This is a genomic window from Flavobacterium sp., from assembly GCF_031363805.1.
In the GTDB taxonomy this organism is placed as follows: Bacteria; Bacteroidota; Bacteroidia; order Flavobacteriales; family Flavobacteriaceae; genus Flavobacterium.
Genome location: NZ_JANLVD010000117.1, coordinates 1 through 23,316, shown reverse-complemented (window position 1 = coordinate 23,316; position 23,316 = coordinate 1). Strand labels below are relative to the sequence as shown.

24 protein-coding genes and 2 pseudogenes are annotated in these 23,316 nt (G+C 32.7%); 5 read left to right on the top strand and 21 right to left on the bottom strand.

The window, feature by feature from the left end:
- The 16 genes and pseudogenes from ftsA to mraZ form a co-directional block, all read right to left on the bottom strand.
- The coding region (ftsA, locus tag RMN92_RS06995; protein ID WP_309608748.1) for a cell division protein FtsA at positions 1 to 554 on the bottom strand (554 nt) is incomplete at its 3' end.
- Positions 555 to 561: 7 nt separating this feature from the next.
- Positions 562 to 1,284, bottom strand: coding sequence for a cell division protein FtsQ (locus RMN92_RS06990; RefSeq protein WP_309608747.1), 723 nt, complete (start codon positions 1,282 to 1,284; stop codon positions 562 to 564).
- A gap of 1 nt (position 1,285) precedes the next feature.
- Positions 1,286 to 2,632, bottom strand: coding sequence for a UDP-N-acetylmuramate--L-alanine ligase (gene murC / locus RMN92_RS06985; RefSeq protein ID WP_309608746.1), 1,347 nt, complete (start codon positions 2,630 to 2,632; stop codon positions 1,286 to 1,288).
- A 1-nt stretch (position 2,633) separates the two neighbouring features.
- Positions 2,634 to 3,359, bottom strand: coding sequence for a hypothetical protein (locus RMN92_RS06980; protein ID WP_309608745.1), 726 nt, complete (start codon positions 3,357 to 3,359; stop codon positions 2,634 to 2,636).
- 6 nt (positions 3,360 to 3,365) lie between these two features.
- Positions 3,366 to 4,454: an undecaprenyldiphospho-muramoylpentapeptide beta-N-acetylglucosaminyltransferase gene (gene murG / locus RMN92_RS06975; protein ID WP_309608744.1), complete on the bottom strand. Its 1,089-nt coding sequence runs from the start codon at positions 4,452 to 4,454 to the stop codon at positions 3,366 to 3,368.
- 55 nt (positions 4,455 to 4,509) lie between these two features.
- The gene (locus tag RMN92_RS06970; protein ID WP_309608743.1) at positions 4,510 to 5,799 is read right to left on the bottom strand and encodes an FtsW/RodA/SpoVE family cell cycle protein; all 1,290 of its coding nucleotides are present in this window, start codon (positions 5,797 to 5,799) and stop codon (positions 4,510 to 4,512) included.
- Positions 5,800 to 5,891: 92 nt separating this feature from the next.
- Positions 5,892 to 6,023: pseudogene (locus RMN92_RS06965) on the bottom strand (four helix bundle protein); the annotation flags it as partial.
- Between the two features lie 16 nt (positions 6,024 to 6,039).
- Positions 6,040 to 6,198, bottom strand: coding sequence for a hypothetical protein (locus RMN92_RS06960; RefSeq protein ID WP_309608742.1), 159 nt, complete (start codon positions 6,196 to 6,198; stop codon positions 6,040 to 6,042).
- 44 nt (positions 6,199 to 6,242) lie between these two features.
- Entirely contained in the window at positions 6,243 to 7,580 is a 1,338-nt protein-coding gene (gene murD, locus RMN92_RS06955; protein WP_309608741.1) for a UDP-N-acetylmuramoyl-L-alanine--D-glutamate ligase, read from the bottom strand.
- A 56-nt stretch (positions 7,581 to 7,636) separates the two neighbouring features.
- Positions 7,637 to 7,997, bottom strand: a pseudogene (locus tag RMN92_RS06950) (four helix bundle protein).
- Between the two features lie 72 nt (positions 7,998 to 8,069).
- Positions 8,070 to 9,299 carry a phospho-N-acetylmuramoyl-pentapeptide-transferase gene (gene mraY, locus RMN92_RS06945; protein ID WP_309608740.1) on the bottom strand — a complete coding sequence of 410 codons (1,230 nt, stop codon included), beginning with the start codon at positions 9,297 to 9,299 and terminating at the stop codon, positions 8,070 to 8,072.
- A 93-nt stretch (positions 9,300 to 9,392) separates the two neighbouring features.
- On the bottom strand, positions 9,393 to 10,853 hold the full coding sequence (locus RMN92_RS06940) for a UDP-N-acetylmuramoyl-L-alanyl-D-glutamate--2,6-diaminopimelate ligase (protein ID WP_309608739.1): 1,461 nt from the start codon (positions 10,851 to 10,853) through the stop codon (positions 9,393 to 9,395).
- Complete coding sequence (locus tag RMN92_RS06935) at positions 10,853 to 12,856, bottom strand: penicillin-binding protein (RefSeq protein WP_309608738.1); 2,004 nt, start codon at positions 12,854 to 12,856, stop codon at positions 10,853 to 10,855. The genes RMN92_RS06940 and RMN92_RS06935 overlap by 1 nt, the downstream gene beginning before the upstream one ends.
- Positions 12,847 to 13,188, bottom strand: a complete 342-nt coding sequence (locus tag RMN92_RS06930; RefSeq protein ID WP_309608737.1) for an FtsL-like putative cell division protein — start codon at positions 13,186 to 13,188, stop codon at positions 12,847 to 12,849. Before RMN92_RS06930 ends, RMN92_RS06935 begins: the two co-directional genes overlap by 10 nt.
- Before the next feature lie 44 nt (positions 13,189 to 13,232).
- Positions 13,233 to 14,147, bottom strand: coding sequence for a 16S rRNA (cytosine(1402)-N(4))-methyltransferase RsmH (gene rsmH / locus RMN92_RS06925; RefSeq protein WP_309608736.1), 915 nt, complete (start codon positions 14,145 to 14,147; stop codon positions 13,233 to 13,235).
- Positions 14,116 to 14,595: a division/cell wall cluster transcriptional repressor MraZ gene (gene mraZ / locus RMN92_RS06920; protein ID WP_309608735.1), complete on the bottom strand. Its 480-nt coding sequence runs from the start codon at positions 14,593 to 14,595 to the stop codon at positions 14,116 to 14,118. The genes rsmH and mraZ overlap by 32 nt, the downstream gene beginning before the upstream one ends.
- Before the next feature lie 329 nt (positions 14,596 to 14,924).
- Between mraZ and RMN92_RS06915 the strand changes: the two genes are divergently transcribed.
- Positions 14,925 to 15,692: an alpha/beta hydrolase gene (locus RMN92_RS06915; protein WP_309608734.1), complete on the top strand. Its 768-nt coding sequence runs from the start codon at positions 14,925 to 14,927 to the stop codon at positions 15,690 to 15,692.
- A gap of 66 nt (positions 15,693 to 15,758) precedes the next feature.
- Positions 15,759 to 16,382: a ribosome biogenesis GTP-binding protein YihA/YsxC gene (yihA, locus tag RMN92_RS06910; RefSeq protein ID WP_309608733.1), complete on the top strand. Its 624-nt coding sequence runs from the start codon at positions 15,759 to 15,761 to the stop codon at positions 16,380 to 16,382.
- A gap of 30 nt (positions 16,383 to 16,412) precedes the next feature.
- On the opposite strand, the gene gldC is transcribed toward yihA, so the two are convergent.
- Both gldC and gldB read right to left on the bottom strand, forming a co-directional pair.
- Positions 16,413 to 16,736 (bottom strand): gliding motility protein GldC, encoded by a 324-nt coding sequence (gene gldC, locus RMN92_RS06905; protein WP_309608732.1) that lies wholly within the window; start codon positions 16,734 to 16,736, stop codon positions 16,413 to 16,415.
- 148 nt (positions 16,737 to 16,884) lie between these two features.
- Positions 16,885 to 17,844, bottom strand: coding sequence for a gliding motility lipoprotein GldB (gene gldB / locus RMN92_RS06900; RefSeq protein ID WP_309608731.1), 960 nt, complete (start codon positions 17,842 to 17,844; stop codon positions 16,885 to 16,887).
- A 211-nt stretch (positions 17,845 to 18,055) separates the two neighbouring features.
- On the opposite strand from gldB, the gene nadE reads away from it, so the two are divergent.
- Positions 18,056 to 18,853 (top strand): NAD(+) synthase, encoded by a 798-nt coding sequence (gene nadE, locus RMN92_RS06895; RefSeq protein WP_309608730.1) that lies wholly within the window; start codon positions 18,056 to 18,058, stop codon positions 18,851 to 18,853.
- Positions 18,854 to 18,940: 87 nt separating this feature from the next.
- Complete coding sequence (locus RMN92_RS06890) at positions 18,941 to 19,570, top strand: response regulator transcription factor (protein ID WP_309608729.1); 630 nt, start codon at positions 18,941 to 18,943, stop codon at positions 19,568 to 19,570.
- Here the strand turns inward: RMN92_RS06890 and dnaG are convergent.
- The 3 genes from dnaG to RMN92_RS06875 all read right to left on the bottom strand — a co-directional run bounded on the left by dnaG (position 19,567) and on the right by RMN92_RS06875 (position 22,523).
- Entirely contained in the window at positions 19,567 to 21,552 is a 1,986-nt protein-coding gene (dnaG, locus tag RMN92_RS06885; RefSeq protein ID WP_309608728.1) for a DNA primase, read from the bottom strand. The genes RMN92_RS06890 and dnaG overlap by 4 nt on opposite strands.
- Before the next feature lie 317 nt (positions 21,553 to 21,869).
- Positions 21,870 to 22,226: a helix-turn-helix domain-containing protein gene (locus RMN92_RS06880; RefSeq protein ID WP_309608727.1), complete on the bottom strand. Its 357-nt coding sequence runs from the start codon at positions 22,224 to 22,226 to the stop codon at positions 21,870 to 21,872.
- Between the two features lie 3 nt (positions 22,227 to 22,229).
- The gene (locus RMN92_RS06875; protein WP_309608726.1) at positions 22,230 to 22,523 is read right to left on the bottom strand and encodes a type II toxin-antitoxin system HigB family toxin; all 294 of its coding nucleotides are present in this window, start codon (positions 22,521 to 22,523) and stop codon (positions 22,230 to 22,232) included.
- Between the two features lie 231 nt (positions 22,524 to 22,754).
- On the opposite strand from RMN92_RS06875, the gene RMN92_RS06870 reads away from it, so the two are divergent.
- Positions 22,755 to 22,916: a hypothetical protein gene (locus tag RMN92_RS06870; RefSeq protein ID WP_309608725.1), complete on the top strand. Its 162-nt coding sequence runs from the start codon at positions 22,755 to 22,757 to the stop codon at positions 22,914 to 22,916.
- Positions 22,917 to 23,316: the final 400 nt, after the last annotated feature.

The window sequence follows — 23,316 nt, the reverse complement described above, 5'->3', positions numbered from 1 at the left end:
GTTAATCCAGATAAATCCAATCCTGAACTTTTAATACAACGACCTACATTCCTAATTGATGATGCTTGACCGACAACCACATGAAAACTACTTTCCAAACGACCACCGTACATTCCAATAGGTTCTTTTATTTCCGATTGTCCGTCTATTTTAAACTCTTGTGGCAAAACGTGAATGATTTCTTCACCTGGCAACATGGCTAGTTTTTGCACTTGGTTGATTAAGACATGAATGTCGCTTTCGCTAATGACTTCTTCTGCATTTGGTCTTGAAATATAATCGCTGTGCTGGATACTACGAATATGCTGACCAGCAATACCAACTACTACATCTTTTATTTTGAATCCCGAATCAGCTTCGGCCATGGCAATTGCTTCCTGAATAGATTGTATGGTTTGGGTGATGTTATTGACCACGCCGCGAGCCACACCGAGACTTTTGGATTTTCCAACACCTAAAATTTCTAGCTTTCCGTATTCATTTTTCTTGCCTATCATAGCTACAATCTTTGTTGTCCCTATATCTAGTCCTACTGCTATTTTCTCTCTTTCCATACCTAAATTATTTTGTACAAACTACTTGTTTTGTGAACTTGAGATTGACTTTTTTATAATTATCAATCAACGTATCTTGTACTGCTTTTTGAAAAAATGCTTTATAATTATTAAATTTTCTATCCATTTCAATGGCTCTTCCGAAAACTATCTCGTAACTATAATTTCTATTTTTCATTGTAATGTTTCCATCAGGCAATATTTGAATTCCAATGATGTTTTTTTTCAAAAATTCATCGTCATAAATGAGCTTCAAAAGTTCAACAAAATATTGGCTATAACGACTGTTAATTTCGCCATAAACTAGTGGAACTCTTGCTGTAAAATTGCTTGAAAGAGGCATTTTATTTCCTTTATAATCAATATAAAAGGATTCATCATTGTTGAAAACTCTAGCAATTGGGGACTTTTGTTTTACAACTGTTTTTAACTTGCCATCTACACTGACAAACACTTCAGACTTTTCAATCATACTGTGTTTATTAAGGGTCAGTTCAATATTTTTCAAATTTACCCTATCTTTTTGGATACTGAAAGTACCACCAAAATTATCTATCAACAAGTTATCAACCATTTCATTGGTTACAAATGGACTTTCAGCATCTATAAATTCTATTTCAGGTTTGGCAATTTTTCTTTTTTGATTTCTACTTGAAGTGAATGAATATAGAAATGCCACCAAAATTAAAATGGCTATTAATTGAATATTTATGATGATATTGTTTTTCATTTTACTTTGACTCTAATACTTTTTTGATTTCGGGAATCATTTCGCCGATATCTCCAGCGCCAATCGTTACGATTACTGATGCATCGGAGGATTTTAAAAGCGAAATCAATTCGTTTTTCTGGATTAATTTCTTGTTTTTATTTTCTATTTTGTTTAACAACCATTGCGAGGTAATTCCTTCAATAGGTAACTCTCGAGCAGGATAAATATCAAGCAATAAAACTTCGTCAAACTGAGATAAGCTCTTGGCAAAATCATCAGCAAAATCTTTGGTTCTACTAAACAAATGGGGTTGAAAAACCGCCAATACTTTTTGATTTGGATACAACTCACTAACTGCTTGATGCACCGCATTTATTTCGGTTGGATGGTGCGCATAATCATCTATATAAACTAAATTTTCTTTTCTGATTTGAAATGAAAAACGACGTTTAACGCCTTTAAAAGTTGCCAACGCTTTAGCAATAGATTCGGTTGGGATGCCGAAAATTCGAGCCATTGCCAAAGCAAGCAACGCATTTGTAAGATTGTGTTTTCCGGGCAATCCGAATTTTAAATCTTGAATGGTTTCGGTAGGTGTTGTTACATCAAAAACATACCAACCATCGATTATTTTTATATTATTTGCTACAAATTTTGAATCGTCATTTACACCAACAGTTATTCCTTCTAGTTCTAATCCGTTTATTATAAACAGATTATTTTTATCTTCAACCTTATCGGCAAATTCTTTGAAAGATGCTTTAATAGACGCATCGTCTCCATAAATATCCAAATGATCCGCATCCATTGAAGTGATACAAGCAATATTGGGATACAAATGTAGAAATGAACGATCAAATTCATCGGCTTCGACCACCGTTACGGTTTTGCCTGAACCTATTAAGTTTGAATTGTAATTTTCCACAATTCCGCCAATAAACGCGGTCACATCGGCACCACTTTCATACAAAATATGCCCAAGAATACTGGAAGTTGTAGTTTTCCCGTGGGTTCCAGCAACAGCCAAGCAAAAAGTATCTTTAGTAATTATTCCTAGCACTTCGGCACGTTTTTTTACTTCATAATCACGTTCTAGGAAATAATTCCATTCTGAATGTGATTTTGGAACGGCAGGTGTAATGATTACCAATGTATTTTCAACAAAATAATCTTTAGGAATTAAATCAATATTATCTTCAAAATGAATGTTGATTCCACTTTCCATTAATTCTAATGTTAATGTTGATGGTGTTTTGTCGTAACCAGATACATTTTTTCCGATGAATTTAAAATAACGAGCCAAGGCACTCATTCCGATGCCTCCGATACCGATGAAATAAACGTTATGTATTTGATTTAGATTCATTTTATCTTTCTTCTGCTCTTTTATAAATATCAAAATCATCGAAAGTAATTACTCCAAAATCTTTCGTTGTTTTTTGCTCTTTTACATCCAAAACCAATGCTTCTGCATTTGCATCTTGAGAATCATTAAATCTGTAACTTTCGTAGCCCTCTTTGTACAAAAACCAATTGGATTTGACTTTATCATATTTAAAAGTTGTAATGTCATCCCAATGCTGCCCGCCATGAATTCCGTGCTCTATAGAAAAATAGCCATTTTTGACTGTAATTCCAACAAATGGATCACCACCAATTCCACCACAAGCGAAACAAAAAACAGCAACATTATTTCTTTTTTCGAGTTTGAAACTTTTATTTGATTGACCAATTAATATTAAAACAGGTCTTAGATCTTCGTTTTGATTCGATTCTTCTCCATTTTTTTTCAATACTAAAATAGTATCTGAAAAACCATCCAAATTCAAATTCCCAGATGTAACATTAATTGCAGTGTAACCTTTTGGAATAAATTTCGAAAGGTTTTTTGGAAGATTTGTAATTCCCTCTTGATTTGTCTCCAGCGTTAATGGCTTAGTGCTGGAAGTATAATCTTCTTTTTCTGGAACATAATCATTTGTAGAAACGATTTCTTTATTTATAATTACTACTTTTTTGACACTAGTTTCCTCTTTCGCTTTTTTACAGGAAGCAATTGTAATGAGAAATAGTATTATCAAGAGTTTATTCATAATATATTACATTAATTTCACAATTTCATCAACTATTTGTTTTGTAGCGTTTGGCAATGCTAATAATTTTATATTTTTGCTTAAATCATCTTGTTTGCCTTTGTCTTTTAACAAAGCTTCAAAAACAATTTTAAATTCTGCATCCAATTGTGATTCTTTTAATAAAATGGCGCCGTGTTTTTCGACAATTGCTTGTGCATTTTTGGTTTGATGGTCTTCGGCAACGTTTGGCGATGGAATAAAAATAACTGGTTTTCCAACAATTGCCAGTTCTGATACAGATGATGCTCCTGAACGAGAAATTACCAAATCAGCCGCAGCGTAAATTAAATCCATTCTGTCTATAAACGATACCACTTGTACATTTTCTTTCTCCGAAAAATGTTTGTATTCTGCCATATAAAAATTGCCACATTGCCAAAAAACTTGAACTCCAGAGGCGACTAAAAAATCCAATTCTTTAGCAATTAGCTGGTTTATTCTTTTTGAACCTAAACTTCCTCCAAGAACTAAAAGCGTTTTTTTATTATCATCTAAATTAAAATATGAAAGTGCTTCACTTCTTTTAGACTCAATATCCAAAACGTCTTGACGAACAGGATTTCCTGTTAGTATCATTTTATCTTTCGGAAAAAATTGCTCTAAATTTTCGTAAGCCACACATATTTTATTGGCTTTTTTGCTTAGTAATTTGTTGGTTATACCTGGATACGAATTTTGCTCTTGGATGAGTGTTGGAATTCCCAACATTGATGCTATTTTCAAAACCGCACCACTCGCGAAACCACCAGTACCTATAACAACATCGGGTTTAAATTGTTTTAAAATTCCATATGATTTTATCAAACTTGATGCCAATTTAAACGGAAACATAGCGTTTTGCAAAGTCAACCTTCGTTGAATTCCTGCAATCCACAAACCTTTGATATTGTATCCCGCTTGTGGCACTTTTTGCATTTCCATTTTGTCTTGTGCGCCTACAAAAAGGATTTCGCAATCTGGAAATCGAGACTTTAACTCATTGGCAATAGCGATGGCAGGATAGATATGTCCTCCTGTTCCCCCACCACTTAATATGAATTTATATTGTTTCATTTTCTTTATTTTAGTTACTAAGTTTCAAAGTAACTAAGTTCCTAAGTTTTTTATACTATTTATTTAAGACCACATTCATCGGATTTTGTGAATTATCAGCTATTGAATAACTTTCTTCATTAACAAGTTCTTCTTCAGCCAATTGTTTATCGATTAGTTTTTGTAAAGCTTCGTCTCTTAGTTTCTTTTCTTTATTTTCTTCAGCAATTTCCTCTTCTTTTTTGGTTACATTTAGAATAATTCCAATGGCTGCACATGTCATCCAGATGGAAGTTCCACCAGAACTGATTAATGGCAAGGTTTGACCCGTAGTTGGTAGCAATTCTACCGCAACACCCATATTGATGAAAGCTTGAAATATAATAGGAAAACCTAGTGCAACGACAATTAATTTTCCGAATATCGTGGGTGCTTTATAGGATGCAATTACAAATCTGATGAACAGCATGACATATAAAAAAATAACGGCAAACCCTCCGATAAGTCCAAATTCTTCAATGATGATTGCGAATATAAAATCTGATGATGATTGTGGCAAAAAGTTTTTCTGAATACTTTTTCCAGGTCCTAAACCATAAATACCGCCCGAAGCAATCGCAATTTTTGCTTTTTCGATTTGATAGTCATCTTCACCAGGCTTATCTGAAGCAAAATTTTCTATGCGGCTCATCCAAGTATCTACACGATTTGGAAAGGCATCTGGAAAAGCTTTGACAACCAAAATAAACATTCCAAAAGATAAAATTCCCATTCCAATAATTATTCCAATGTTTTTTAATGGATATTTACCAATAAAAACCAACATTAAAACCATAGAAAATATCAATGCTGCTGTAGAAAAATTGGCTGGCAAAATTAACATTAATGTAAAGAAAACTGGCGCCCACAATTCCAGTAATGATTTTTGAAAAGTCATATCCTCAATAGCTGTTTTAGACAAATATCTGGCCACAAACATGAGTAAAACCATTGATGCAAAGGCAGATGGCTGAAAAGTGATGCCGATAAATGGCACTTGAATCCATCGGCTGGCATTGGCTCCATCGATCATTGTTCCTTTAAATAATGTATAAACTAATAAAATCCATACAAAAGGAAGCAAAACTCTAGACAAGCTACGGAAATAATGATAAGGCACTTTTTGTATTTGGTACATGATTAAAAATCCCGCCAAAACGTGAATTAAATGTTTTATCAAATACACTAAAGTATTTCCTGTTCCATGTTTTAAATAAGCCAAATTGCTACTTGCACTATAAACAGGCAAAAATGAAAATAAAGCCAACAAGGCCACGAATGACCAGATGCCTTTATCTCCTTTTAAGTTGTTTATTAATTCTTTCATTTGCTATTTTAGATATTAGATATCAGATTTTAGATTTATTTTCCGTTTATCCTATTGTTTATTGTTTTTAATGAACTTACAAAAATTGCTGTTCACTCATTTCCTTCGTTCCAGATTGCTTCAACATCAGATTTATTTATCCATTCTTTTTCGATTATTATTTCTAGCCAAAACAATGTTTCATCTGCTTCTTCTAAAACAATATTCATTTTTGAAACAAATTCTCTATCGCTTCTAGCTCTACAAACTGCTCTGTAATTCGCACCAACTGAAGTGGCACTTTTTTACAATTTGATTTAAAATTACTCTTGTCGAAATTGTACTTGGCATTTTCTCTACCAAATCAATAACCATAATCGAGAATTTTTTAGTTCTACCTTTTAATTGTTCGTTTGTCATAATATTAACATTCAAATCTAAATTCTAAAATCTGAATTCTAAAATTATAAATTCCTAACCGCTTCCTTAAACTGTCTTCCTCTGTCTTCGTAATTTTCGAATAAATCGAAACTTGCACAAGCTGGTGAAAGCAAAACTGTATCGCCTTTTTCTCCTAATTTATAGGCTTGACGAACTGCTTCGTTCATAGAAGTTGTTTCAATTAACTCATCTACTATATCGCCAAAAGCATCTATTATTTTTTTGTTATCAATACCTAAACAGATAATTGCTTTGACATTTTTGTGAACCAATTCCATCAATTCATCATAATCGTTTCCTTTGTCAACGCCGCCAACAATCCAGATAGTTGGTGTAGTCATGCTGTCTAATGCAAAATAGGCAGCGTTTACATTGGTTGCTTTAGAATCATTTATGTATTGCACATTTTGAATTTTAAGCACTTTTTCTAAACGATGTTCAACGCCTTGAAAATCTGTCAAACTCTCGCGAATAGTCTTCTTTCTGATTTTTAATAATTGTGCTACAGAAGTTGCTGCAAGAGCATTCTTAACGTTGTGTTTTCCTTCGAGTGATAATTGTGATGTTGGCATAACAAATGGGTCGTTATTGATATTGATATTGATATTATTTTCGTTTTCGTAAGCGCCAAATTCAAACTGTTTTGTTAATGAAAAAGGCACTAATTTTGCTTTTGTTTTGTTGGTTTTAAACCATTTTTCTATTTCTAAATCGTCGGCATCATAAATGAAGAAATCGTCTTCAGTTTGATTTTGAGTGATTCTGAATTTTGCTGCTATATATTCGTTATAATCATAATTGTATCTGTCTAAATGATCTGGGCTCAAATTGGTCAAAATCGCAATGTCTGGTTTGTACGTAAAGCATCCGTCTAATTGAAAGCTACTTAATTCCAAAACATAATAATCGAACTTGTCACCATCTGCGACTTGCCAAGCAAAGCTTTTTCCTATATTTCCGCCAATAGCTATATTTAAACCTCCTTGTTTTAGCAAATGATAGGTTAACATTGTTGTTGTTGTTTTACCATTGCTTCCTGTTATTCCAATGGTTTTCGCATTGGTAAATTGGACAGTAAATTCAATCTCAGAAACAATAGGAACGTTTTTTTCTCTTAATTTTTGAATGATGGCAACCTTATCAGGAATTCCTGGGCTTTTCATCACGATATCGGCGTTTAGAATTAACTCTTCTGTGTGCTGCTCGTCTTCAAACTTTATTTTATTTAAGATTAAGACTTCTTTGTAATTATTTTTTATTTTTCCAAAATCAGAAACGAAAACATCATAACCTTTTTTCTTTCCTAGAATTGCGGTTCCAACTCCGCTTTCGCCACCGCCTAGAACAACTAATCTTTTCATTTAATTACGAATTACGAATTACGAATTACGAATTTGATATCGTTTCAAAGTAATTTCTAATTGTTTAATTTTCTTTTTATTGCTATTTGAATACTTCCTAGTATTTTACATATTTCTTCTGCATCATAAAAAAGAGTTTCAAATTCTTCATTTTTTATATAATCTGTTTCTTTTAATAATTTTAGCCAATAAATTGTTTCTCGAGCTCCTTTGTATGAGATACTTATTTTAGAAAGAAAATCTTTTCCAGATTGACCACCTATAGATTCTTCTATGTTGGCACCAATTTATGTTCCACTTCTCAAAATTTGCTTACTCAACATAAATTCTTTTTTATCGTTTATCAAATATTTATAAAGATTGATAATCCTAATGGCAAACAAAAATGTTTTTTTGTTGTATTACATTTTCTTTCATTCTGTGTATTAAACTATTTTTTCAATCCTACAATTCGTAATTTTTAATTCGTAATTCGTAATTCGTAATTAACTATCTCAATTTTAAAGTCACAATCGAAACAATGGCAAGCATAATTCCCACAATCCAGAAACGAGTTACAATTTTACTTTCGTGATATCCTTTTTTCTGATAATGATGATGCAATGGCGACATTAGGAAAATTCTTCTTCCTTCGCCAAAACGTTTCTTGGTATATTTAAAGTAGGTAACTTGTAAAATAACCGAAAATGTTTCTGCAAAAAAGATCCCACAAAATAATATGATTAACATTTCTTTACGAACGGCAATAGCTAAAACAGCTATAATTCCTCCTATGGTCAAACTTCCTGTGTCGCCCATAAAAACTGCTGCTGGAAAACTATTATACCATAAAAACCCTATTAGCGCACCTACAAAAGCAGCTATAAAAACCGTCATTTCTCCAGAATGCGGAATAAACATAATGTTAAGATAATTGGAGAAAATAATATTTCCTGATACAAACGTAAAAACACCTAAAGCAATGACTGATATGGCCGAGGTTCCTGCAGCAAGCCCATCTATACCATCGGTTAAATTGGCTCCGTTTGATACCGCTGTGATTATAAAAATAACAATGGCTATAAAAACAATCCAAGCATAATCGCGATAACCATCGCCAGTCCAAGACAATAATTCAGCATAATCAAATTCATTATTTTTGAAAAAAGGAATGGTTGTAGCGGTTGATTTTTCTTCCAACGAAACTGGATTAATTGTGTTTTGTGATGCATTGATTTCAATATTACTTTTTACTACATCTTTGCGAATTGTCACGCCTGGATGAAAATATAAAGTAGCGCCCACAATAATTCCTAAACCTACTTGACCAATAACTTTGAAAATCCCTTTTAAACCAGCTTTGTCTTTTTTGAAAATTTTGATATAATCGTCCAGAAAACCGATAGCTCCCATCCAAATAGTTGTGATTATCAATAAAATAATATAAATATTATCCAGTTTTGCCAATAAAAGGACTGGTAACAATGTGGAGAAAATTATAATTAATCCTCCCATGGTTGGCGTTCCTGCTTTTTGTGTTTGTCCTTCCAAACCTAGCTCTCTTACCGTTTCTCCTACTTGTTGACGACGCAAATATCCTATGACTCTTTTTCCAAAAATAGTAGACAATAATAATGACATTATGATTGCCAAAGCCGATCTGAATGTGATATATTGAAAAACTCCAGCGCCTGGCACATCAAAATATTTGTCTAAGTATTCGAATAAGTAGTATAGCATATTTTTCAGATTTCAGATTTTAGACTCTAGATTTTAGATTTTTAGAACTCCATCTGAATTCAATAATCGTTAATCAACAATCTTAAATCATTTTTATTTATTGAGTTGTTCTAACATTTGTTTTACAATTTGCATATCGTCAAAATCGTGACGAACGCCATTTATTTCTTGGTATGTTTCGTGTCCTTTACCTGCAATCAAAATTATATCGTTGGGTTGCGCAAGTTGACAAGCGGTTTTTATGGCTTGTTTTCTATCCACAATAGACATGTATTTTTTATAGTTTACAGCCGTTATTCCTGCTTCCATTTCGGAAATTATTGTTTCTGGATTTTCTGTTCTTGGATTGTCTGATGTTAAAATGGCTTTGTTGCTCATTTCGGAAGCAATATTGGCCATAATGGGTCTTTTTGTTTTGTCACGATTGCCACCGCAACCTACAATTGTAATTAATTGCTCATTTTTTGTACGAATGTCATTAATTGTACTCAATACATTTTCTAAAGCATCGGGCGTATGTGCATAATCGACAATTGCCGTGATGTTTTGTTGTGAAACAATAAATTGAAAACGACCTGAAACACTTTCTAATTCTGATAACAATCTTAAAACTTCAAGTTTTTCGATTCCTAATTCTATCGCCACTCCGTAAATCGCCAACAAATTATAAGCATTAAAAGTTCCTATCAATCTTACCCAAACTTCTTGTTCGTTTATTTTTAAAAGCAATCCAGAAAGTTGATTTTCAATAATAATAGCTTTATAATCTGCGTAAGTTTTTAAAGCATAAGACAGTTTTCTAGCTTTCGTATTTTGCATCATTACCATTCCATTTTTATCATCAATATTGGAAAGTGTAAAAGCACTTTTAGGTAAATTATCGAAAAATGATTTTTTTACATCTCGATATTCTGCAAATGTTGGATGATAATCTAAATGATCGTGAGACAAATTGGTAAAAACACCTCCTACAAAATGTAATCCTTCAGTACGTTTTTGATGAATACCGTGCGAACTGACTTCCATAAAGCAATATTCGCAACCACTTTCAACCATTTCATTTAAAAAGTAATTGATGGTTAACGAATCTGGTGTGGTATGCGTTGCTTTGTGCTCGATTTCATCCACCATAATTTTAACGGTTGATAATAAGCCAACTTTAAAACCTGCTTTTTTAAATAATTGGTATAATAATGAGGCAATTGTTGTTTTTCCATTGGTTCCTGTAACGCCTACTAATTGGAGTTTTTGCGATGGATTGTCATAAAAATTAGTCGCCAAATAAGCCAAAGCTGTATTGGTATCTTTTACTTTCACATACGTGATTTGAGATAATAAACTGACTGGCAATGTATCGCAAATAATTACGGAAGCTCCTAAAGAAATGGCTTTATCGATAAATTCGTGTCCGTTTGAAACCGACCCACGAATTGCCACAAAAACATCATTTGCTTCTATTTTTCTAGAATCAAAATGAATGCTATTCACTTCAACATCGGTTGAACCGTGAACAATTTCGAGTGCGACTTTATATAAAATTTCTTTTAAAACCATTATGATAATTCTAAAATGATGACTTGATTTTTTACAATAGGTTGTCCAGCTTGAATGGATTGTTTTTTGACTTTTCCAATTCCGATGGCTTTTACCTTGATATTCAAATTACCCAACAATGCAACAGCGTCCATACCAGACATTCCTTTTAAATTTGGAATTGATGTGTGTTTTTTGTTTACATTATTATTGTAAGTGACGTAATTTTTATCTTGTTTAGGATATGTTTTCTTTAAATTTTTAACTTGATTGGTCGATGGTACATCTGTAAAAACCTTTTGAGCAATTCGTTTGAAAACAGGTCCAGCAACATCTGCTCCATAATAATTGTTATTGATTGTACTTGGTTTGTGAATAACTACAATACATGAATATTTTGGTTCATCTGCAGGAAAATAACCTACAAATGAGGAAGCATAATATTTATCGAGTCCACCATTTTTAGCATAATTTACTGCAGCAGTTCCAGTTTTGCCAGCCATCGAAAAATCTTTGGAATAGAGTTTTGATCCCGTTCCTTTTTTGACAACATTTTCCAAAACTGCTTTTACTTTCTTTATGGTAGATTCAGAACAAATACTTGGGTTTATAACTTGCTTGTCGAATTTTTTAATCGTTTTACTCCATTCTTTTACTTCTTTTACAAATTTTGGCTTGACCATTTCACCATTATTTGCAATGGCGTTGTATAATGTCAAGGTTTGTAATGGCGTTACTGAAACTCCGTAGCCAAAAGCCATCCACGGAAGTGAAATAGCGCTCCATTTTTTATCTGTAGGTTCTGGAATAAACGGTATTCCTTCACCTTTGAAAGGCAATCCCAAAGGTTTATTTAAACCCAAATTGACTATTCTGTCTGTAAATTGTTTTGGATTGTTTTTATAATTTTCATACACCGCTTGTACCATAACTGTATTGGAAGAAAGTTCAAAACCTCTAGCCAATGAAATTTTTCCATAGCCTCCTACATGCGAATCTCGAACTTTGCGACTGTGGTAAACAATGACACCACTTTTGCTATCATACACTTTGCTGGTATCAATTTTATTGTCATCTAAAAGTGCTATCATGTCAACCAATTTGAAAGTAGAACCTGGTTCGTGGGATTCAGCAACAGCATAATTGATGGTTTCATAATATGAACCATCAGTCGCGCGTCCTAAATTTGAAATGGCTTTGACATCGCCCGTTTTGGTTTCCATAACTACTACACAACCATGATCTGCTTCGTAATATTCAAGTTGTTTCAATAATGCGTGGTGGGCAATATCTTGAACATACACATCAATAGTAGAAACAATATCGTAACCATCGCGTGGCTCGACTTCATTCTCATCGCGAATGGGTTTCCATTGTCCTTTAGAAATTTTTTGTTTGAGTACTTTGCCATCTTTTCCATTAAGATAGTTCCCAAATGCGCCTTCGATACCAACACGAGTTGGATTTCCAGCATTGTCGAAGCGCTCATAACCTATGGTTCTTTCTGCAATTTTTCCAATTGGATGTTCGCGAACGGTTTTTGGCTCGGTAATCATACCACCTTTATAAGCTCCTAAATTAAATAATGGATAACTTTTTAAAGTCATATATTGCGTGTAGCTCAAGTCTCGAGCCAATAGAAAATATCTATTTTTATTGGCTCTCGCTTTTCTAAAATCGTTTAAAAAAGTTGAGGCTGGTTTTTGAAGCAAAACTTCTAATGAATCAGATAAAGGTTTGATGAATTCGTCAAAATCATCATCAGAAGGTGCAACAGCATCAAAACGAATCGTATATTCTGGGATGGAAGTGGCAAGCAAACTTCCATCGGATGAATACACATTGCCACGATTGGAAGGAATAACAAAATTTTTAACCGAATTTTCTTTGGCTATCTTGCGATAATAAGCACCTTCAACCCACTGAATATTGGTCAGTTTTATTCCGATTGCGACTATCATAATAAATATGAAAAGTGCAACGAGGTAGATTCGTTTTAGAATATTTTTATTATCTACTGCCATATTTTTTCCCAAGTTGTTTTTTCTCGAGCTACTTTAATTTTTTTTGGTGGAACCGATGAAGGAAAAATTTCTTTCAAAACCATTTGATCTGCAATAGTCGATTCCATTTTTATTTTCATTAATTCTGAACGACGGTCTACAAATTCCGATCTTAATTCTTTAACTTCCGCAGTTAACGCTGCAATTCTGAATATTTTTTTTTCATAACTATGTGTATTTGCAATCATAATAATTGCCAAACCAATTAAAAACAGAATGAATTTCCAGTTTTTAACTGCATCTTCATTGACTAGAAATTTTGCTTTTAATATGTTATAAATTCCGTATTTCATTTATTTTAGCTGCAAAGTCACAAAGTTTCTAAGTTGTTGAGTTTTTATTTTTTTTCAGCAATACGCAATTTTGCACTTCTTGCTCTGTTGTTTATTTTTATTTCTTCGTTTGATGGAATTATCATTTTACCGATTAATTTGAATGGGACTTCAAAATTTCCAAAGAAGTCTTTTTCAGGTTCACCTTCAAAAAGCCCATTTTTCATAAATCTTTTCACCAATCTGTCTTCAAGAGAATGATAAGAAATTACACTTAACCTTCCTTCTGGATTTAAAATTTCTAATGATTCGGTTAAAAATTCTTTTAAAACTTCCATTTCTTGATTCACTTCAATTCTTATGGCTTGGTATATTTGAGCTAAAATTTTATGCGCTTTATTATTGGGCAGAAAACGAGCTAAAACATTTTTTAACTGTTCTGTATTTCTAATTTCTTCGTTTTCTCTTGATTCAATAATAGTTCTTGCTAATGCTGGAGCATTGCTCAATTCTCCATAATCATAAAAAATCCGGCGTAAATTAGCATCATCGTATTGATTGACAATTTGAAAAGCCGTTACATCGTTTTTTTTGCTCATTCTCATATCCAATTCGGCATCAAAACGGGTCGAAAATCCGCGCTCAGGAACATCAAACTGATGAGAAGAAACGCCTAAATCGGCCAAAATTCCATCTACTTTTTTAACGCCATTAAATCGTAAGAACCTTTTTATAAATCTGAAATTTTCTTGAATAAGCGTAAATCTTTCGTCGGGCAAAGCATTTTCCCAAGCATCTTCATCTTGGTCGAAAGCAAATAATTTTCCCTTTTCGTTTAAACGGGATAAAATTTCTTTTGAATGACCGCCTCCACCAAAAGTCACATCAACATAAATGCCGTCTGGTTTTATGTTCAAACCATCAACGGTTTCTTTGAGTAATACTGGATTATGATATTCCATTTCCATTGTCGTCGTCATTTACATTTCCCATTACTTCTTCTGCCAAATCAGCAAAATCACCTACTGAACCATCAATAGCTTTTTCATACAAATCTTTGTCCCAAATTTCAATAATATTAACTGCGGAAGACAAAACAATATCTTTTGAAACCGATGCAAAAACTGCCAAATCTTTTGGAACTAAAATTCTTCCTGTAGCATCAATCTCAATCACACGAACGCCAGCTGTAAAACGACGAATAAAATCGTTGTTCTTTTTAACAAATCGATTGAGTTTATTTATTTTTTGCATCATCAAATTCCATTCTTGCATTGGATATAACTCCAAGCATTGCTGAAAAACAGAACGTTTTAAAACAAAGCCTTCTTGCAAAGACGCGTTCAATTGTTTCTTCAAAGGATTAGGCAACATGAGCCTTCCTTTGGAATCAACCTTACATTCATATGTTCCAATAATGGTATTCAAGTAGTTATGATTTTATTTGATACAGAGCAAATATAAAAATTATTTTACCACAAATTACCACAAATTACCACTTTGTTGATAAGTTTTGAAATTTTTAATCAGAAAGTCTCAAAGGCGGAAGTCTTAAAGTCCATATTAGGGATAATTTTGACATTTAAAAATGTGTAAAACAATTCAAAAAAGTCAAAATTTGTTTTTAACTAATCTGCCATTATTTTTCATTTATAAATTTTATAACTTTCTATATTATAACTTTAAGACTCCTAACTATTGCTCTTTTTAAGAATAAAACCCTATATTTGCGACTTGTTTAAAGATAAAACTGAACTGTGGATAATTTAAAAAAAGAAGGTAAATACGAATATTTTGAAGCTGGCGAAGGCACACCAATTATTATTTTGCATGGATTGATGGGTGGTTTAAGCAATTTTGATGGTGTTGCCAATTATTTCCCTGCAAAAGGTTTTAAAGTAGTCATACCGCAATTGCCATTGTACACACAAAATATCCTGAAAACAAATGTGAAAGCATTTTCTAGATATGTTAAGGATTTTATCACTTTCAAAGGTTTTGATAGGGTAATTTTGGTTGGGAATTCTTTGGGAGGACATATTGCTTTATATTTTACAAAAATGTATCCAGAAAGAGTTTCAGGACTCGTTATTACTGGAAGCTCAGGACTTTATGAAAGTGCGATGGGCGATAGTTATCCGAAGCGAGGTGATTATGAATACATCAAAAAGAAAGCGGAAGATGTATTTTATAACCCAGAAATTGCAACCAAAGAAATTATTGATGAAGTTTATGCCACTGTAAACGACAGAATCAAACTAATCAAAACCTTGACAATAGCTAAAAGTGCCATTCGTCATAATATGGCCAAAGATTTACCTAAAATGCACGTTCCTACTGGAATTATTTGGGGAAGAAACGATAAAGTTACGCCGCCAGATGTCGCGGAAGAATTCCATAAATTGTTGCCCAATTCTACATTGTATTGGATAGAAAATTGTGGACACGCTGCTATGATGGAACATCCTGATGAGTTCAATAAAATTCTAGATCAATGGTTGACTGAAAAAGCAGAGCATAAATAGTGTTCATTCTTCAGTTTTCAAAATTAAATATAAACAGATTGCTTCGTGCCTCGCAATGACAAATAAATGAAAATTAATACTGCCGAATTTGTAATTAGTAATTCTGATGTGAGCAAATGTCCTTTGGAGCGTTTGCCAGAATATGCTTTTATTGGAAGGTCAAACGTTGGGAAATCGTCGTTGATTAATATGTTGACCAATCATAAAAGTTTGGCTAAAACTTCTGGGCGACCAGGAAAAACACAATTAATAAATCATTTTAAAATCAATAACAATTGGTTCCTAGTTGATTTACCAGGCTATGGTTATGCGCGAGTTTCCAAAAAAACTAAGGAAGTTTTCCAACAATTTATAACCGATTATTTCGAGAAAAGAGAACAACTTATTTGCGCTTTTGTATTGATAGATATTCGCCACGAAGCCCAAGAAATAGACTTAGAGTTTATAACTTATTTAGGAGAAATCGAATTGCCTTTTTGTATAGTTTTCACGAAAGCCGATAAAATTAGCAAAGGAAAAGTAGCACAACATATTGCTGCTTACCGCACAGCATTACTCAAAAACAACTGGGAAGAAATGCCACAGCATTTTGTAACCTCAGCTACAGAAGGAACCGGAAAAGATAAAGTTTTGGAATATATCGGAGAAGTAAATGAGGAGATTTTTAAAAGTAATGATTCTTTCATATAAATAAAAAAAATCGGTCAATGACCGATTTTTTTATTTGGTAAGTTCCAACTTCTCCGCAAAATAATCGCAAAAATCTTTCATTGTATCAGTCATTTTTTCATCATTGGTGGCGCGATAAAAAGTATCTGCCATGGAGACCAAAGTTTGATGAAAAAACAATTTCATTTCATCAACTGGCATGTCTTTTGTCCATAAATCTACACGCATTGTTTCTTGGGTCTTATTGTCCCAAACAGAAAGCAAAATGGCTTTTGTTTCCTGTGCTTCCACTCCGCCATCTTGTGCGGACCAATTTATTTTTTCGGGTACTCTATTTTCGTCTAGATTGACTATAAATTTTATTTCTGATGTCATTTTTTGGGTTTTAGGTTATGGGTTATGGGTTATGGGTTTTGGGTTATGGGTTTTAGATTGTGGGTTTTAGATTAAGTCACTAATTAACAAAATTCGTAATTCGTAATTCGTAATTCGTAATTCGTAATTTTTAATTCGTAATTCATAATTATTTTTTAGGTTTGTATTTTGATTTTTGAAATATTTCTGACGCATCCATAACTAGCATTTTCTGCAATGGAATATCTTTATTATTGTCCATAAAAGTTCTAACTATTTGCCATCCTAACCAAGCGCCCATTTTTCCTGGTGTTTCGTTATCGGAAACCAACCCAAATTTGGTAAATGGCGCAGGTGCTATAAATCGCTGGTTTAATTTTGAATCTGTATTGTATAAAAGATTTTCATCGATAAAAAATCGCCAAGTATCTACTTCATGTGCTATTGCCCACTGAATTTGCGGTTTTGAGTAACCTATTTTATCTTCGTCTGAATATTCTGGAAGTAAAGCGTCCTTTAGATATAATTGTTTACCGGCGTAAATCATTAATGACAATAAATCTTTTTGAGTTGGTGGTTTGACTTTGTTGAGCGAAAAATCTTGTACAATGTCTGGCAAAATTTGCGATGGTTCAAAGGTTTGTTTTTGATATTCTGGAAATTCATAAAACTTATGGTTTTTGCCCAAATACATTTCTAAGGAAATTAAAACCAAGCTATCTGCATAAATGGTTTTATACTGCACATCCATATCATATATTAAAGTAACTACTTTTGGGATTTGTGTTTTTGGATAATAATATTTTATATGTCGAAAAAGATCTTCAATTTCAGCTTTTTTATTATTGAAATCTGGATATTTTTTTTGAACTTCGCCATATAATTCTCTCCATTGTGGATTTCGCATTTTGTTTGTCCAAACAGAATCTGGAACATCCGCCGGGAAAAAAGACGGATATTTGCTTTTTAACTTTGGTAAATTTTGAATTGGTGTTTCAAAAAAAGCTTGGTCAAAACGATCTACAATTATTTCTATAGGAATTTCCTGAATTTTATCTTTGTTTTTATTTTTTTCTGAACAAGAAATAATAAAAATTGAAATTGAAAGGAATAAAATATACTTTTTCATTGCATGTTGATTATAGCCCAGATAGCAGTGAAAAGCTTTTTGAAAGCTGTTTTGTAGTTTTTTGATTCTGGCAAAGCGACTGAAAGAAGCTCTTGCAAGAATTTAAAAAAACTTAAAACAGATAAAAAAACTTGAAACGAATAGCTGGATTGGCTTCTAAAAAATTTTTAACTTTGCAAATATACATTGGGTTTTTAAAAAATAATGTTTCATGAGAAAAAATAGTACATTAAATAGTGAAAAAGTGAATGAGCACATTGTGAATTGGCTTAAAAATTATGCCGAAAGTGCTCATGCAAAAGGTTTTGTAGTTGGTATTTCTGGCGGTATTGATTCCGCATTGACATCGACTTTATGCGCGCAAACTGGACTAACTACGCTTTGCGTTGAAATGCCGATTCACCAAGCGGAAAGTCATGTTTCTAGGGCACATGAACATATTTTGCAACTGAAATCTCGATTTAAAAATGTAATTGACACCAAAGTAAATTTGACTCCAGTGTTTGAAAGTTTCAAAATTGAGATTCCTTTAACAAATGATGAAGGAAAATATCAGTTATCTCTTGCAAATTCACGCGCTAGATTGCGTATGACAAGTTTGTATTATTTGGCTGGAATTCACGGTCTTTTGGTGGTAGGAACTGGTAACAAAGTGGAGGATTTTGGTGTTGGCTTTTATACCAAATATGGTGATGGCGGTGTGGATTTGAGTCCGATTGCAGACTTGATGAAAAGTGAGGTGAGAGCCCTATCTGCCTACTTAAATGTTCCAGATTCTATATTAAATGCCAAACCAACAGACGGTTTATTTGGCGATGATAGAAGCGATGAAGACCAACTTGGGGCAACCTACGATGAACTCGAATTTGCTATGCTTGAAATTGAAAAAGGTAAAAGTGAAAATGATTTTTCTGGAAGGGAAAAAGAGGTAATTATTTTATACAAAAGATTAAACAAAACAAATCAGCACAAAATGATTTCCATACCAGTTTGCTTGATTCCATTATAATATAAGTAATAATTTCATCTTTTTACTAATAATAACATTAAATTGCCTAATTTTGTAATAATATTGTCTAACGGTAAAAAAAGAATTATGGTAAAAATTGGTCTGGCTGACAATCATCCTGTTGTACAGTTTGGAATAAAGTCTTATTTTAAAGAACATTCTGACATTTCATTGGTTGGTATGGTAGATGGCTTCGATATGGTTGAAGAAATGCTAAAGCGTAAAGAAATTGATGTTTTGGTTATGGATCTTGAACTTAATGGTCTTTCGAGTATTAATTTAATTAAAGCACTTCTCAAAGTGTTCCCCAAATTAAAAATCGTGTTATTTTCTAATTTAAATGAACAAGTCTATGCGCCAAATGCTATAAAAGCTGGTGTTTCTGCCTTTGTTCAAAAATCGGAAAAAATGGATGTATTGGCATCGACAATTATAAAAGTAAATCGTGGGGCGATTATTTTTAGCGATGCTGTAAAAAGAAATATGGCAATGATTGCAAAACAACCTAAATCTGAAAGATTGTACAGAAAACTTTCGAGTAGAGAAATTGAGGTTTTGCGATACTTATCGAACGGAAAAAAGAACAAAGAAGTGGCAGAAGCCTTGAATTTGAATGAAAAAACTATTAGTACTTATAAATTAAGGCTTTTAGCAAAATTAAATGTTACCAATCTTGTCGATTTGGTAAATAAAGCTAAAACGCTTGAAATAGTTTAGCTGTAGCGCGACATGACGCGACCTAGTTTACTTGAAAAATTGTTGACTAGTCTCGAATAATCCATCGCCATTGAAAGATTTTCAGAATTATCTGAATCAATTTCCGTTGAAAGATTGGCTTTGATTTCTTCGATAATTTTGTTCACTAAAAACCATCTTAAAGTCAATATTGTTTCTGAAACATATTGACTTATAGTTTGGTTTTTTTGTTTTACATATATTTGTTTGGCTTCCCAATTGTGTAGCGATACTTTTTCGTCGTCCATTAAAATTGTGGTAACTTCTTGCGACAATTCTGGCGAAAGTCTCATTAAATATTGTTCTATTTCGAAGGTTTCATTTTCGTTGAAGTAAGTTATTAAATCGTTGTAAATTTCTTTGAATATGGGTGTGGCAAGTTCGACCTCATCTTCCTGCAAACTTAAATAAATACGCTGGAAAACCTTGTGTTTGTTGATTTCTTTAACTTCTTGCAGTTCGCCTTCTTCATTGGCTTTGAGTAGAACATCTTCAAAATCTTCTTCAATATTGCCATAAAGCAATAGTATTTCTATGATTTTTAGTTCTAGTTCATATAATATATCGACTTTGATATTTACAGATACGTTTTCATTTTTATGAACTTCAAAAACTTGATTTTTTTGGTCAATTTTTTGCTTTTTGCTTGCTTCCTGAATGTCTTTTTGGATTAATTGTGCCAAAGTATTGAATAGCACATCTTCGGAAATATCCATGATGCGTGAACATTCCTGAATATAGATTTCACGTTTTATTCTATCTGGGATTTTGGAAATACTATTGACCATATCGCGAATGAGTTCTGCTTTTTTGATAGGATCGTTTTTAGCATCTTTCATTAAAAGTGATGCTTTGAACTGAATAAAATCCATAGCATTTTCGTCCAAATATTTCAATAATTCGTCAAGCGGTGTTTTTTTGGCAAAACTATCTGGATCATCACCATCGGGAAAAGTGCAGACTTTGACATTCATGCCTTCTTCCAAAATTAAATCGATACCTCGAATGGATGCACGAAGTCCAGCAGCATCGCCATCAAAAAGTACTGTAATATTTTTAGTCAATCGGTTTATCAATCTTATTTGGTCGGAAGTCAAAGCTGTTCCAGAAGATGAAACTACGTTTTCGATTCCGGCCTGTTGCATTTGAATAACATCTGTGTAGCCTTCGCAAAGAAAACAATTGTCGAGTTTGGCGATGGCTTGCTTGGCGTGGAAAATTCCGTAAAGGACTTTGCTTTTATGATAAATTTCGCTTTCGGGCGAATTGAGATATTTGGCTGCTTTTTTATCGTTTGTCAAAATTCGACCACCAAAACCCAACACTCGACCCGACATACTTTGAATGGGAAACATAACGCGGCCTTTGAATCGGTCGAAATGTTTGCCATCGTCACGAAGAATAGTGAGCCCTACTTTTTCTAAATATTCGAGTTTGTAGCCTTGACCGAGTCCTTCTCTGGTAAAAGCATCCCATGTTTCGGGCGAATACCCCAAGGAGAATTTTTTGATGGTTTCGTTGGTAAATCCGCGTTCTTTAAAATAGGAAAGCCCGATAGATTTGCCTTCATCGGTATTTTGCATGGTGTTTTGAAAAAATTTCGATGCAAATTCAGATACCAAATACATGCTTTCTTTTTCGCCAGCTTGTTCTTTTTGTTCGTTTGATTGCTCGGTTTCTTCTATTTCGATATTATATTTTTTGGCTAAATACCGAATGGCTTCAGGGTACGAAAAATGTTCGTGTTCCATAATAAAAGCAATGGCATTGCCACCTTTTCCTGAACTAAAATCTTTCCAAATTTGTTTTACGGGCGAAACCATAAACGATGGCGAACGCTCGTCAGAAAACGGACTCAACCCTTTGTAGTTGCTTCCTGCGCGTTTGAGTTGTACAAAATCGGCAATGACTTCTTCGACTCTGGCGGTTTCGTAAACTGTATCTATAGTTGCTTTTGAAATCAATTTGTTTTGGGTTCAATGTTGGGATTGTTCAAAGATACAAAGCTCTTTTTGATAATTTATAATTTTATTTTAACCACATAGGATATCATAGATTTTAAGGTAAATAAGGCGCTTTGCTTTGTTTAGGTTTGCATAGCAATGTGGAAAAAAATCTATGCGGTATAAAATTTATAATGGACATTTTGAACCATATAAGAAATTTAAGTTCATTTAAGAGTTCACTTGATAGAACATTTGGTTTAATCAAACAGTTTAAAATGAAATAAATAATGGTTGATTTTGTGTAAAAATTTTTGTTAACTATTGTACTTACTTTATTAATAGGTTTGTATTAAAACATCTGTCGGAATATTTAATTCGTTATGTAATTGACGGATCATTTCTAACGATAACTTTCTTTTTCTGTTCAAAATTTCACTTGCTCTGCTCTTGAAGCCTACAATTTTTGCCAAATCATTTTGATTATAGCCCATTTGTTCCATTCGGAATTTTATTGCTTCAATTGGATCTGGTAAATCAATCGAAAAATGTTCATTTTCATATTGATCAATTAACATACCTAAAAGTTCCAATTCGTCGCCTTGTTCAGTTCCTCTTTTTGCGTCAAAAATTTTTTCAAGTCTTTCCATGGCTTGATTATAATCGTTTTCTGTTTTTATAAGATTTATGTTCATATTCTAAATTGTATTGGCGTTAATTTTATCATATTCTGAGTGAGTTCCAATAAATCGAATCCAAACCATGTGGTATTCATAACTTATTTTCACTATTAATCTGTAATTATTTCCTTTGATGTTAAAAACTACTCGATTTTCATTAAGAATACTTGCGCTTGGATATTCTATTTTAATTTGATTTGGATTTTCCCATTCGGCTTTCTGAGTCTCGCGAAACCAAGCTTTAAGTTGTTGTTCACAATCTTCATGCTTTTCCCAAAAATCTCTCAATCTTTTTTTCGCAACTACTCTCAAATCTTTTTTTTACAAAAATATAAATTATTTACCAATTTGGGAACTATTTTAGTTTTATTTTTAAAAGTTTTGGTTTGGGTTCAATATTGGAATATTCAAAGATACAAAGCTCTTTTTGATAATTTATAATTTTATTTTAACCACATAGGATATCATAGATTTTAAGATAAAAAAGGTGTTTTACTTTGTTTGGCTGATGTCTTACTTTGTTTGGGTAATGTCTTACTTTGTTTGGCTGACGGCTTACTTTGTTTGGCTGATGTCTTACTTTGTTTGGCTCATAGCTTACTTAGTTTGGATGATGTTTTACTTTGGTTGGATAATGGCTTACTTTGGATGGTTTATGTCTTACTTAATTTGGCTAATGTCTTACTTTGTTTGGATGATGGCTAACCGATTTTAACATTAAATTTTGACTTTTATGTCTTTTAATAACTCACTTGGTTCAATTTTTAATGCAAATGAAATTTTAAAAAATAAATTTAAGCTCATTCCTTGGTTGTGATCAAAAAGTAATCGTATTATTTTTTCGTTGCAACCTATATCTTTCACAAATTTTGATTTGTCGCCATTGTACTTCTTAAGAAATTGTAAGTATATCTTTCTTGTTATGGATTCTTTTATAATATAATTATTTATTCATCTATTTCGGATATATTTAATTTTTTAGATATTTTAAGCCAACTAGAAATCATATGAAATAAAAAATAAGCAACTATTAATTGTAGTAATCTGATTATCTGCGATAGTTTAGATAAAGGTTTTATAAAACCAAAAACAAAACCAGTTACTG